Genomic DNA, 12,857 nt, shown 5'->3' with positions numbered 1-12,857 from the left:
GACGCCCGCGCAATTCTCTTCAGTGAGCTCACGATTCCCACCGAAAGCTAGACTTCCTTGACTGCTAATTCTGATATTCGCCATTCCAACGCTTCGCTTCTTTCGATTGAGTTGGAGTTGCCGCCTGAAACCGTGACGTCTTCTTATTTTGATGAGAAGCTGGCGAGCACCTATAAGCGGCTGAGAATGCCTAAGGGTCTACTGGAACGATTGGCGGGAATTTCCGAGCGCCGTTCATGGGGAGACTCTATGACTTTTGAGGACGGCGCTGTGGCGGCTGCTGAGAAAGCGATTGCCGCTGCCGGGGTTTCTAAAGATCAGATTGGTCTGATGATTAATGCGTCGGTAACACGCGATAATTTTGAGCCTGCTGTGGCTGTGGGCATCCACGACCGGTTGGATTTGCCGCGCCACGCCCTTGAATTTGATATCACCAATGCATGCCTGGGCTTTGTAAATGCTATGACCGTGGCGTCGTCGATGATTGATGCCGGCGCTATTGACTATGCGTTAATCGTTGCTGGTGAGGATCCTTCCCCCTGGCACCGAACAGCACTGCGTATCTTGGATCAGCCCACCACCACTCGCGATGAAGTCCTCGCCCAGTTCGCTACTTTGACGTTAGGTTCTGGTGCAGCTGCTGCCGTGTTGGGGCGTTCTGATCGCCATCCTGAGGGGCATAAGATTCTAGGATCGGTTTCTCGCGCGGGCACTGAACACCGAAATTTGTGCATTGGTGGCGAGGCAGATCAGGGTATGAATACCGACGCCGCAGGCTTGCTCAAGCACGGACTAACCTTGGTAGCCGAGGCGTGGGAAGAAGCCCACGAGCAGGGCTGGGATTGGAATTCCATGGATTCCTACGTCACCCATCAGATTTCAAATTCCCACACCAATGCCATTATTGAGGCAGTCGGAATTGATGAGAAGAAGATTCCGATGACCTTTCCCTACTGGGGCAATGTAGCGGCGGCAGCTCTTCCGATGACTTTGGCGAAAGAAGCCGTGGAATATTCCAAGGGCGATCGTATTCTCTGCATGGGTGTGGGCTCAGGCTTGAATACGGCGCTTATGGAAATCATCTGGTAAACACTTTTCTGCCCATCTCCGGTTAGCGCCGCAGATGGGCTGACTTCTTTAAATACTTTTTGTTTGAATACTTTAGATGTGAACTTTCGGTCTTGATGGCCGGGTCCCTAAGGAGAAACCATATGCTTGAACAGCTCACCCCAGATCCCCAGAATTGGCCCGGAGTTGATCCGCGCTGGTCGTGCATGGCTCAGGTTATTTCTAGCGCCGGCGTCGACGCCGGGCACACACGTACCTGGCACTACCTGGATAATCAGCAGGTGCTCCGCGAAGAAGGCTTAGAACCTGTAGGCATCATCCTGGCTGTGCACGGTAATCCCACCTGGTCCTATTTATGGCGGTCGGTGCTTGCCGCAGGTATCAATGCTGAGAACCCTTGGCGAGTTATTGCAGTAGACCAGCTGGACATGGGTTTTTCAGAACGTACGGGGACTGTTCGTCGATTGGCTGATCGCGTGCGTGATTTAGGAGATTTCACCCAGCATGTCGGGCTGGATAACACCGATTTACCGGTGGTCACCCTAGCCCACGATTGGGGTGGCCTTATTTCTCTGGGCTGGGCACTGGAGCACCGGGATGTGGTCGAAGCGGTTGCGTTGACTAACACCGCCGTCTTCCATGACCAGATAGAAAAAATTCCTGCGGCTCTTCAGCTTGCCCTGAATCCTGCAATTCATGGGTGGGGTACGCAAAAGTCCACCGCATTTTTGGATGTCACACTCCACCTGGCGCAAAACGGTGGGTTAGATTCTGCCGTCTATAAGACGTATGCGGCTCCCTACCGAACCGCAGAACTACGCGCGGGTATCCGTAACTTTGTAGCTGATATCCCCGCCGGCGAAGCAACCGCTTCCTACACCGACATGGTGCGAATCGCTGAAGGAATTCGAGATTTGCATGTGCCGGCGTTCTTCCAGTGGGGCACCAAGGATCCCGTTTTCCAGCGGCGTTATATGGCAGATTTACAAGAACGTATGCCTCAGGCAGATGTTCACCGGTATGAGAATGCATCCCACTTGGTAGCAGAAGATGAAGACATCGCCACGCCTTTGTTCCACTGGTTAGAAGAACAGTTCTTGTGGAACCATACCGGACGCCAAGCGCATCAGCTAGCGCGAGAAGAACAACAACTCCACACTGACTTTGAGCCCTTGATTTCGAAGGTGTTACGACGCGCCTCAGATTCTTCGCTGGCTGTAGTGGATATGGATTCCCGCAATGAAACTCAAATCGCTTCAACCTTGAGCTGGGCTGAACTGGCACAGGATATTAACCGTGTAGCAAATGGTTTAGAAACCACCGGCGTTCGAGCTGGTGACCGAGTCAACCTCATGGTTCCCCCCGGTGCGAAACTCACCACTTTGATTTATGCCTGCCTCAAAATTGGTGCGGTCATTGTAGTAGCTGATACCGGTTTGGGCGCCAAGGGTCTTACGCGAGCTCTCAAGGGTGCACGCCCTGACTTCCTGGTGGGCATTCGCCCTGCACTCGTTGCTGCGCGCGCGTTGGGATGGCCCGGGCAGAAAATTGCTGCAGATCCCCTGCCGGCAGTTGCCAGAAAGGGACTCGGCGTCATAGCGTCCGTAGCAGATTTTTCCGATACACGTGAGAACACCTCCTATAGCGTATCCCCCGAAGACGACGCTGCGGTTCTCTACACCTCCGGCTCCACCGGGCCCGCTAAGGGAGTGGTGTACACCCAACGTCAAATTTCTGGAATGCGCGATGCCATTCGCCACACCTACGGGCTTTCTGCAGGTACCGGTTTGGTCGCGGGGTTCGCTCCGTTTGCGTTGTTGGGCCCTGCTTTGGGTGCGACGTCGGTAACTCCCACCATGGATGTAACCCGCCCCAAGACCCTGACGGCGTCTGCACTATCGGCAGCTGCGGCAGCCATCGATGCCACCACTATATTCGCATCCCCAGCAGCGCTGATGAACGTAGTGAGAACCGCCAACAATCTCAGTGAGGATCAGCGAAATGCACTGAAATCAGTGGATCTTTTGCTCTCTGCCGGCGCTCCCCTGGCGGTTCCGCTCCTTGAAGCAGTGCAGTCCATCGTTCCTCAGGCTTCAATCCACACGCCTTACGGCATGACTGAGGCGCTTCCCATCACCGATGTCTCTTTTGAAGAAATCAAATCTGCTCTCGCCGACGGCACCGAACGCGGTCTCACCGGTGCTCGCGACGGCGTCTGCGTCGGTCGAGCTGTTCACGGTGCAGAAATTCAGATTGCTCCCTTGGATAATGAGGGGGAACCACTGGAAGAAACCACCACAGAACCCGGCATTACCGGTGAAATTGTGGTGAGCGCACCGCATGTCAAAGACCGCTATGACACGTTGTGGGTGACCGAACGGCTCTCAACCGCTACACCCGGATGGCACCATACCGGCGACGTTGGGCACTTTGACGAAGCCGGTCGCCTCTGGGTAGAGGGTCGCCTGGCGCATGTGCTCAATACCTCGCAGGGAGTACTGACCCCGGTTGCCTTGGAACAAGCTGCTGAGGAAGTGCCGGTTGTTCGACGCGCGGCAGCAGTTGCGGTTGGCCCTGCTGGCTCTGCTACCCCGGTGGTGATTGTCGAGACTGACCCCCGCGCGCCTCAGGACGGGCGAGCAAACTCAGCGCTCACTGCTCAGGTACGTCAGCGCGTTCTGCAAGATACGGGAATCGAAGTTTCCGCTGTTTTGCAGGTGCGAGAGCACCCCACCGATATTCGCCATAACTCTAAAATTGATCGACCTCTGTTGGCTCGTTGGGCGCAAAAGCTGCTCAGCGGTCAGAAAGCGAAGTTGAAAAAATGACCTCATCCGTTGAAGTAATTGAAGTTGCCGGTGCTTTTTCCCAGCGCCCTGTGGGCGAAGAAGCATTCGCCCCTCGCCGAGATGAACGTGTTTTTGTGACAGGCGCCTCTGGCATGTTGGGGCGGGAAGTCTCCCTGGAACTATTGCGCCAAGGTTTTGACGTCACTGTTTTTCAGCGTTCCGATTCCGGTGTGGGCGAGCTGCTACCAGGATCAGTGCGCGAGCGTTTCCGGCAGGTTCGCGGCGCCGTCACCGATATGAAGGCGGTACAAGAGGGGCTCGAAGGCGCTCACGGCGTCATTCATTTGGCGGCAAAGGTATCCTTTGCCGGGCAGTGGGATGAATTCGTTGAAACCAATGTGCGCGGTACACGGGTGGTTCTAGAAATGGCAAAAGAGGCGGGTATTTCTCGTTTCTTGTTCATTTCTTCTCCTTCGGTAGCTCATACGGGTACAGCTTTTATGGGCGAGGGTAATGGCCCCGCTACGCCCGAATTGGCACGCGGACACTATGCACGGTCCAAAGCTCTGGCGGAGAACCTCGCATTGGAATCAGATAGTGATGACTTTTGGGTCGGCGTGCTTCGCCCCCATATTGTGTGGGGTCCCGGTGATACACAGTTGGTTGAACGAGTATTGGACCGTTCGGCGCGGGGTACTTTGCCGTTACTCAATAACGGTACCGCCCTAATTGATACCACCTATATCGATAATGCGGTCGATGCCATTGTGGCAGGTTATCAGCGCCTGGAAAACATTCATGGAACCCCCTTGGTCGTCACGAACGGTCAACCGCGGGAGGTCGCTGAGTTACTCGGTGGCATGTGTGAAGCAGTCGGTATTCCTGCGCCCTCGCGTTCGGTACCTGCCTCTGTAGCTCGTGCTGCCGGCGCGGTTATCGAAAAGGTATGGTCTGTGCGCCCCGGGAAAGATGAACCGCCGATGACGAAGTTTCTCGCAGAGCAACTCTCTACCTCTCACTGGTTCGATCAAAAACAAACTCGTGAGCTTTTAGACTGGTCACCGGCTGTTTCCATTGAGGAAGGTTATGCCCGGCTCGGAGAATATTACGGTAATCGGTACAAATCCTAGCCGTCCCCCATTTAGCGGTTTGTAACCTACCGGCGGGTAGTTGTTTATTCAGAACTTAGATTCTTTTCGTACAAAAGTAAACTTCTGTTTACCCTTCTCAGCTGTTCCTTTTACTTGTTTTTGAGAGGTTAACAGAAGCCCATTCATGTGGGTTCCACACAGGAATTCCCACCTCAACTTCTTTGCGAAAAGGATGCTCTCATGACTGAAAAGACTCCTCTGACTTCACCTACCCGCCGCTACCTCCCCATGTGGAGCCACGTCAAGGGTAAGCGTTCGGCAGTTACCTGTGCACTCAAGTGCAATAACGCCTGCCTCGAACCAGACGCTAACTGCTCAGATAACCACTACTTCAAAGATATTGTTGAAGCTGCGATTTCCCGACGCTCGGCTCTCGGCTTGGCTGGAGCAGCCGTCGTCGTTGGTGCGGCAGCTTCGAATGCTCCCTCCGCACAAGCTCTACCCATTCAGGCTCAGGGTAAGGCTCTCGGACACGCTAAGAAAGCACAGAGCTCATTCTCTTTTAACCCCATTGCGCCGGTTCCTGCCGACGTCGATGACCTCACCGTACCCGAAGGATTTGAGTGGGCACCCATCATTCGCTGGGGTGACCCCCTCTTCAAGAACTCTCCCCAGTTCGATATCAATCACCAGACTGCTGCAGCACAGGCACTTCAGTTCGGTTACAACAATGATTACCTCACCATCATCCCTAACCCCAATAACCCCAAGCGCGGCGTGCTGGTATGCAACCACGAGTATGTTAATGAGAACATCATGTTCTCTGAAAAGGATTGGGCTGCAGATAAGGGTGAACTCCGCCGCGTAGCCATGGCAGCGCAGGGTTTGAGTGTTGTTGAGCTCAAGCGTAAGGCTGTAGGTTCTCCATGGGAGTACATCGTCGGTGGCAAGCGTAACCGCCGTATTACCACTTCAACCCCCTTCTCCATTACCGGTCCCGCACGCGGTTCCAAGTTGCTCAAGACTGCAGCAGATCCCATCGGCTCCGTCGTCTTAGGTACCAACAACAACTGCTCCGGCGGGTTGACCCCCTGGGGCACCGTTCTTTCCGGTGAGGAAAACTTCGACTCCTACTTTGTGGGCAAAGATACCGCAGAGTTCAAGCGCTACACCATCAAGAACAAGCCTTCAGTACACGGCTGGGAGGACGTCGAGCCTCGCTGGAACGCTAACAACCCCGGTTATGAAAACGAATCCAACCGTTTCGGTTACATCGTCGAGCTGGATCCCGAAGATCCTACCGCTCCCCCTCGTAAGCACACCGCTTTGGGCCGTTTCAAGCACGAGGGAGCGAACATCCATGTTGATCCCAAAACCGGCGAAGTAGCCGCATACATGGGCGATGACACTCGTTTTGAGTACATGTACAAGTTCGTAGCTCGTGATCGCTACATCGAGGGCAACCGCAAGCACAATATGCGCCTGTTGGAGAATGGTTCACTCTACGTTGCACGCTTCACCGGGGACTCCCCCGCAGCAGAAATCGATGGTTCCGGCAAATTGCCTTCAGATGGCGCTTTTGATGGTACCGGTCAGTGGATTCAGCTCACCGATGGCAACAAGTCACTTGTGCCAGGTATGAGCATCGACGAAGTTTTGGTGTACACCCGTATTGCAGCGGATAAGATGAACCCCACCAAGATGGACCGCCCCGAGGACGTCGAGCCCTCACCCTTCACCGGTAAGATTTACGCGGCTCTCACCAATAACACCGACCGCGGTACTGTCAAGGACGGCAAGCAGCTAGAATCTGCTACCGAGCCCAATCCTCGCAACAACAACCGTGACGGTCACATCATCGAAATTACCGAGGACCGCAACCGCGTCAGCTCCAAGACCTTCACCTGGGATCTTCTGCTCGTCTGCGGCGATCCTGCAGTGAATGAGGCAACCTACTTCGCAGGTTTCGACCCCACCGAGGTTTCGCCTATTTCCTGCCCCGATAACGTGGCTTTCGATTCTCAGGGTAATCTATGGATCTCCACCGATGGTCAGCCCGGCACCATTCAGTTCAACGATGGCCTGTTCCGTGTGGGCCTTGAGGGAGCAGAACGAGGACATGTAGAGCAGTTCCTCGCCGTTCCCCAGGACGCTGAAACCTGCGGACCTGTTATCCACGATCAGGAAAACATGGTTTATGTTTCGGTTCAGCACCCAGGTGAAGACGGCAGCTTTGAAGAGCCTCGCTCGTACTTTCCCGACTACGCTAACTCCAGCGTTGGTTCACGCCCCTCGGCAGTGGCTAAAGCGCACGGTACCGTAGCTCAGCCTCGCCCGTCCGTAGTTCAGGTGTACCTGACTAAGAATAAGTAATGTTCGGTTGAGATATTTCAAAGCCCTGGAAGAATCGAGAGGTTCTTCCAGGGCTTTTGTGTGAAGTGAGTAAAGGCTCTCTGCCCAGCACGGTTAGCCTAGGCTCGCCCTGCTCTCATGTTGCACTTCGATGACAGAGGGAGAGCGGGTGAGTACGCTATCTGTAGCTACTACGATTCAACTCTTCATCGTGAGAAATAAGTATCAATGTCATTCGATATACCCCTGCATCCTTTATTCGTTTATTTCGGCGTCACTTTCCTCTGCGTATTCGCGCTCTTTTGCATAGCAGCAGTTATCTCCCCCGCTATCAGAAGATGGTCAAACTTCTTGTTGCCTTTCTTTGCAGTTACAACCGCTGTTATGGATTTGCTTAGCCTTCATTATCTGTAGTGTTGCCACGCTTATTTTCACTTTTATTGCTGGACACACTGACGCAGAACTAGTGTAGCTCGAGAATTAAAAAATCTTCTCTTCTCTTGCTAGAGTGCTTCAATCTAAGACTTTACCAGTGCGAAAACTTGGGTGTTTTTTGGCAGACCGGACAGCGATAGGAACTACGGTTCATAAAGGGTTCACGGACAATCAGGGACGACTTACCGTTATCCAGGCAACGCGAACACGGCTTACCCGCTTGCCCGTAGGCGTTGAGGGAACGGTCAAAGTACCCCGATTCACCGTTGACGTTCACATACAACGCATCAAAACTCGTTCCGCCAGCATCCAATGCAGTGTGCATGACGTCTTGGGCGGCGTTGACCAGTTCTTTAGTCTGGGTCAAGCTTAACGAGCGGGCGGGTTTTGCATAGTGAAGCTTCGCTCGCCACAGCGCCTCATCGGCATAAATATTTCCCACTCCCGAAATAACGGACTGATCTAGTAACAGTCGTTTGATACCTGAACTTGTCTTGAGTAGCTTCTTACGCAATAACTTGATGTCGAACAGCGAATCCAACGGATCCCTGGCAATATGCGCCACGCTTCGAGGAATGAGCGAGAGACCAAGTTTAGAGGACGACGCCGCCGGCACGGGCTCTCCACCCTCGCCCAGCGTTGGAACCAGCTGGTCAAGGAACATTCCCCCAAAAATACGCTGATCAACAAACCGCAGTTGTAGCGGCTTCTGGTCTTTTCGGTATAGTTCCATTACGATTTTCAGGTGTTTTTCAACGGGCATCGCGGCGTCCTTGAGCAACACCTGTCCACTCATACCCAAATGAATTACCAGTGCATCATCGAGCAAATTGCCCATCTCATCGGCCAAAACCAACCACATGTACTTGCCACGCCGGGCACAATCGACAATCATCAGTCCCTCTAGTTGTCGTATAAACTCTGAAACTCCGGGCGCAAATCGGCGGAGGGACCGCGCGTCTAACACCCGTACATCTGCTATACGGGAACCTACACAATGATGGGCGAGTCCGCGCCTTACCACTTCGACTTCGGGCAGTTCAGGCATGATTCTCCTTGGAGTTGTAGCTACACAATGATAAAACTAAAGCCAGTCACCTCTTTGGTGCTGGCTCAAGTTCTCTGAGTTTAAGATGCGTTAGACAAGAACTTTGCAGGTTGCCCGAGCAGCCTGCCGTTCTGCCTCTTTCTTGTTGGAGGCAGAACCGGTGCTCTGTTCAAATCGCTCTCCATCAATCACGGCAGTAGCGGTATAAATTGGTGAGTGTTCAGCACCACTGCGCTCAATGGTGTACACCAGGCTACCCAATTTTCGGTTCTGAACAATTTCCTGTAACTCGGTTTTCCAGTCGCGGCCAGCGTCAAGAATTTCTTCATCACTCAGCAGGGGCGCCACCAGGCGGAGTACTAAATCGCGGGCAATTTCCCGACCGCACTGAAGATAGCAGGCACCAAAAATTGCTTCCATAGTGTCCGCCAAAATGGAATCTTTATCTTGCCCACCTGTTTTTCTCTCGCCTTTGCCCAACCGAATATGAGGGCCGACGTCGAGTGAACGAGCAATCTTAGCCAGCGCCCACGACGAAACAACCACATGGTGTTTCTTGACCAATTCGCCTTCAGGCAGCTCAGGAAAAAGTCGGTACACTTCTTCGGCAATCGCCAGCGAAAGCACAGAATCTCCAAGGAATTCCAGGCGTTCGTTGTTGGGAGTGCCGGGGTGCTCAAATGAATAGGAACTGTGGGTCAGCGCATGCTGAAACGTCCCGGCGTCGAGATCGACACCGAGACGTTTCAACAAATCTGATGAATCAGAGTTTTTCATGCTAACTATTATGCGTCAGCTACCTTGCGGCCCTTGTACTCGTAGAACAAGTCGTTGCCTGCAGAGTCAGTAACCAGCTTTGCCTGGTGAGGCAGCGAGTAGGTTACGCGACCGTTTTCAACGGTCTTAACCAGCTGAGGTACGGACGCCTTCCACTGGGAACGGCGTGCGCGGGTGTTAGCACGGGACATTTTCCGCTTGGGAACAGCCACAGCTATCTCTCTTCTCTAGAAATTACGATTATTAAGTTTATTTCTCCTCGTTGAGCAGACCTTCTAAAGCCTTCCAACGGGGATCAAGCACCTCGTGGTGATGCCCCGGATCTTCTTCCAGTCGTATTCCGCATTCGGAACACAATCCTTGGCAAGAGTCCTTACAAAGGGGCTGGAACGGCAGCTTCAAAATCACTGCGTCCCGCAGAACCGGTTCAAGGTCGATAACATCGCCTTCAACGGCATACTGCTCGTCTTCTTCGTCATTCGGACCTCCCTGAGGAGCCTTTTGAAAAACGAAGAGCTCTTGGATATCTGCTGAAACGGTTTCTGCAACCGGATCAAGACACAAGCTACATTCACCGTTAACTTCAACGGCTACAGTGCCGGAAACCAGAATACCATCTACAACGGATTCAAGCCGAAGGTTAAGTTCGATATCCGAACCCTCCTCCGCTCCAATCAGAGCGTTGCCAAAATCTTTTGGCGCCGGTACTACTTCATCCAGGGTTTCCATACTCCCCGGTCGATGACTCAGATCTCTCACTGAAATCTTCAGGGGTGATGAATCTTTTCGTGTAATGACGAACTCCCTTATGAAAAGTTTTGACCAACTAACAATTTTAGTTGCAGTTTGGTTACTAAGCAACTATTCCACGAGGGAGGAATCGGTTCAAGCGCAATTTTTGTGGGATTAGCCTCAGAAATTAGCGCGCTTCGAGCCTTTTCTGTACGGCGCGAGGCACAAACGTACTGACGTCTCCCCCATAGCTCGTGACATCACGAATCAAAGTGGAAGAAAGCTGCGAATACTTTGGATCGGAGGTAAGAAACGACGTTTCGACGCCGTTGAGGTGACGATTCATCGTCGCCATCTGCGCCTCGTACTGCCAGTCCAATGGATTGCGCACCCCTTTGACCATCAACGCAGCGCCCTTGGATTTTACGAAATCAGCGAGCAACACATTAGGCATTACCTCCACGGAGACGCCGTCGAGCTGCCCAAATGTCTCACTTGCCATCGCAAGCCGTTCTTCCAGCGAAAATGTATATTTTTTGGCTGAATTATGAGCAATCGCCACAATCACGCTACCGTAAATTTTGGCGGCGCGAGTGATGATATCGACGTGTCCATTGTGGATGGGATCGTAAGAGCCAGGGCACACTACAAGTTGCATACATTTAGGGTAACAGTGAAATATATGCAGAGGGATCACCAAAAAATTGTAGGCTAGTGAAAAGAGAGTTATCTTACAATTTCTAAGGATGGGCCATGAATCAGCCGTTTCCCCCGCCGCTCTTGCCTTATCAGCGAGTAGGGCAGGCTACCGGTTTGCTGACTAAGCAGGGCTTTTCTTCCACCATTTTTGAGGAAATGAGTCTGCTCAACAATCAGCATGGAGCCATCAACCTGGGGCAAGGGTTCCCCGATACAGACGGTCCCTCTGAGCTTTTCGATGCCGCTATTTCGGCGATGCATGCGGGCTCCAACCAGTATGCCCCTATCTCGGGACACCCCCAATTACGAGCAGCCATTGCTGAGCACCAGCGCCGGTTCTACCATCAGCACGTTGATTCTGAAACGCAGGTATTGGTTACCGCAGGAGCCTCAGAGGCTCTTTCTGCATCTATCACCGCGCTCATCAATCCCGGCGACGAAGTCATTATCTTTGAGCCCTACTACGATATTTATCCCGCTGCAGTTGCGCTGGCAGGGGGTAACATCAAGACCGTTCCGTTGATGCCTCCTACCTTTGAACCAAACGTAGAGCAACTAGAAGCAGCATTCAGCGAGCGCACCGCCCTGGTTATTGTGAATGACCCGCATAACCCCACCGGCGCCGTCTTCTCGTCTGAGGTGAAGAAGCGAATCGTTGCGCTTGCCTGCCAGTTTGATGCGGTCATGATTCAAGATGCTGTCTATGAGCATCTCGTCTTTGAGGATTCGTTTGAACCGTTGTTTGCGCTCCCCGGGGCAGCCGAACGGACTCTTTTTGTCTCGGCAATTTCTAAAACTCATTCGCTGACGGGCTGGCGTGTGGGCTGGGTGGTCGGTTCGGCGGATCTAATAGCGCCCATCAAACTGGTCAAGGGCTATTATTCGCACAGTGCTGCCGCGCCCTTACAGGTAGGAGCTGCTGCAGGACTGAATCTTTCTGATTCCTTTTACGCTTCGCTGGTAAGGCAGTATGCCGCCCAGCGGGACATTTTGCTGGACGGACTGCAGGGAGTAGGACTGAAGTTGATGCAACCGGCTGGTACGTTCTTTATCGCGGCGGATGCCGGTGAGCTAATTGCAGACAAGGGACTTCAGGACGCCGAAGAATTAGCGCGGATTCTACCCGAACAAGCAGGCGTCACGATCGTTCCGATGAGCGCTTTTGTGACCGCAGAGTTTGCACCCCATATGCAGAATTGGATTCGCTTTGCTTTTTGCAAGAAACCCGAGATTCTTCAGGAAGCGGTGGAACGGTTCCAGAGCTGGAGTTTACGCTGAAGGCTCTGCAAAATAGAGCACCGTTTCGCCATATTTTCGATCGGCGAATTTCTCCATCGTGTCGGGCCACTGCGGTTCGGCTGTGCGGGATGAACGCTCGACAACTGCCACAGCGCCGTCTGCTAGGTGATTTCCCAAGGCTTCCAACAGTTCTTCGAGTTCGTCGTTTTCTAAAGAATAAGGCGGATCAATAAAAACTAGGTCCCACGGTGCCGACGAATAATTAGCGAGAAAAGCACGGGCGCTCATGCGATGTACCCGGCTCGTTGAGGCAGGACTTGCTTTCACGACGGCAGCGACGTTCTTCTCCACCACGCTCTGCGCTTTGGCATACGTTTCGCAGAAATCGACGTGAGCTGCCCCGCGGCTCATGGACTCGCAGCCCAATGCCCCTGAACCTGCAAAGAGATCAAGCACCCGTGAACCGTTCAAAATATCGTAGGTTTCCAGACGAGAAAAGAGAGCCTCTTTCACACGGTCAGTGGTTGGTCGAGTATTGCTGCCAGGTACGTTTTCCAAACGCAGACCGCCGGCGACTCCGGCAATAATTCGGCTCACGAGGGGCACCTTTCAGTCAGAGGCAGTTTG

11 protein-coding genes are annotated in these 12,857 nt (G+C 53.1%); 5 read left to right on the top strand and 6 right to left on the bottom strand.

Going from position 1 to position 12,857, the window contains the following annotated elements:
- Window positions 1-57: 57 nt before the first annotated feature.
- From ACFR81_RS08030 to ACFR81_RS08015, 4 genes are all read left to right on the top strand, one after another.
- A complete protein-coding gene (locus ACFR81_RS08030; RefSeq protein ID WP_068170178.1) occupies window positions 58-1,089 on the top strand; it encodes a 3-oxoacyl-ACP synthase III in 1,032 nt (343 codons plus the stop codon).
- Window positions 1,090-1,211: 122 nt separating this feature from the next.
- Complete coding sequence (locus tag ACFR81_RS08025; protein WP_343875109.1) at window positions 1,212-3,896, top strand: alpha/beta fold hydrolase; 2,685 nt, start codon at window positions 1,212-1,214, stop codon at window positions 3,894-3,896.
- On the top strand, window positions 3,893-4,987 hold the full coding sequence (locus ACFR81_RS08020) for an NAD-dependent epimerase/dehydratase family protein (protein WP_343875111.1): 1,095 nt from the start codon (window positions 3,893-3,895) through the stop codon (window positions 4,985-4,987). The genes ACFR81_RS08025 and ACFR81_RS08020 overlap by 4 nt, the downstream gene beginning before the upstream one ends.
- 201 nt (window positions 4,988-5,188) lie before the next feature.
- A complete protein-coding gene (locus tag ACFR81_RS08015; RefSeq protein WP_186303134.1) occupies window positions 5,189-7,321 on the top strand; it encodes an alkaline phosphatase PhoX in 2,133 nt (710 codons plus the stop codon).
- Between the two features lie 505 nt (window positions 7,322-7,826).
- Here ACFR81_RS08015 and mutM read toward each other — a convergent pair.
- The 5 genes from mutM to coaD form a co-directional block, all read right to left on the bottom strand.
- Window positions 7,827-8,783 carry a bifunctional DNA-formamidopyrimidine glycosylase/DNA-(apurinic or apyrimidinic site) lyase gene (gene mutM / locus ACFR81_RS08010; RefSeq protein ID WP_343875115.1) on the bottom strand — a complete coding sequence of 319 codons (957 nt, stop codon included), beginning with the start codon at window positions 8,781-8,783 and terminating at the stop codon, window positions 7,827-7,829.
- Between the two features lie 90 nt (window positions 8,784-8,873).
- The gene (gene rnc, locus ACFR81_RS08005; RefSeq protein ID WP_145173187.1) at window positions 8,874-9,560 is read right to left on the bottom strand and encodes a ribonuclease III; all 687 of its coding nucleotides are present in this window, start codon (window positions 9,558-9,560) and stop codon (window positions 8,874-8,876) included.
- 8 nt (window positions 9,561-9,568) lie between these two features.
- Window positions 9,569-9,772, bottom strand: a complete 204-nt coding sequence (rpmF, locus tag ACFR81_RS08000; RefSeq protein ID WP_068170191.1) for a 50S ribosomal protein L32 — start codon at window positions 9,770-9,772, stop codon at window positions 9,569-9,571.
- 37 nt (window positions 9,773-9,809) lie between these two features.
- The gene (locus tag ACFR81_RS07995; protein ID WP_151145065.1) at window positions 9,810-10,289 is read right to left on the bottom strand and encodes a YceD family protein; all 480 of its coding nucleotides are present in this window, start codon (window positions 10,287-10,289) and stop codon (window positions 9,810-9,812) included.
- 190 nt (window positions 10,290-10,479) lie between these two features.
- Entirely contained in the window at window positions 10,480-10,950 is a 471-nt protein-coding gene (coaD, locus tag ACFR81_RS07990) for a pantetheine-phosphate adenylyltransferase (RefSeq protein ID WP_068170195.1), read from the bottom strand.
- Between the two features lie 95 nt (window positions 10,951-11,045).
- Here coaD and ACFR81_RS07985 point away from each other — a divergent pair, with 95 nt between their 5' ends.
- The gene (locus ACFR81_RS07985) at window positions 11,046-12,269 is read left to right on the top strand and encodes an aminotransferase class I/II-fold pyridoxal phosphate-dependent enzyme (protein ID WP_343875120.1); all 1,224 of its coding nucleotides are present in this window, start codon (window positions 11,046-11,048) and stop codon (window positions 12,267-12,269) included.
- Here ACFR81_RS07985 and rsmD read toward each other — a convergent pair.
- Complete coding sequence (gene rsmD, locus ACFR81_RS07980; protein ID WP_145173193.1) at window positions 12,261-12,827, bottom strand: 16S rRNA (guanine(966)-N(2))-methyltransferase RsmD; 567 nt, start codon at window positions 12,825-12,827, stop codon at window positions 12,261-12,263. The genes ACFR81_RS07985 and rsmD overlap by 9 nt on opposite strands.
- Between the last annotated feature and the right edge of the window lie 30 nt (window positions 12,828-12,857).

It is taken from the genome of Rothia amarae (assembly GCF_042677725.1).
Taxonomy (GTDB): Bacteria; Actinomycetota; Actinomycetes; order Actinomycetales; family Micrococcaceae; genus Rothia; species Rothia amarae.
Note: the sequence above shows the minus strand (reverse complement) of the source record. Positions and strands in the feature narration are given on the sequence as shown.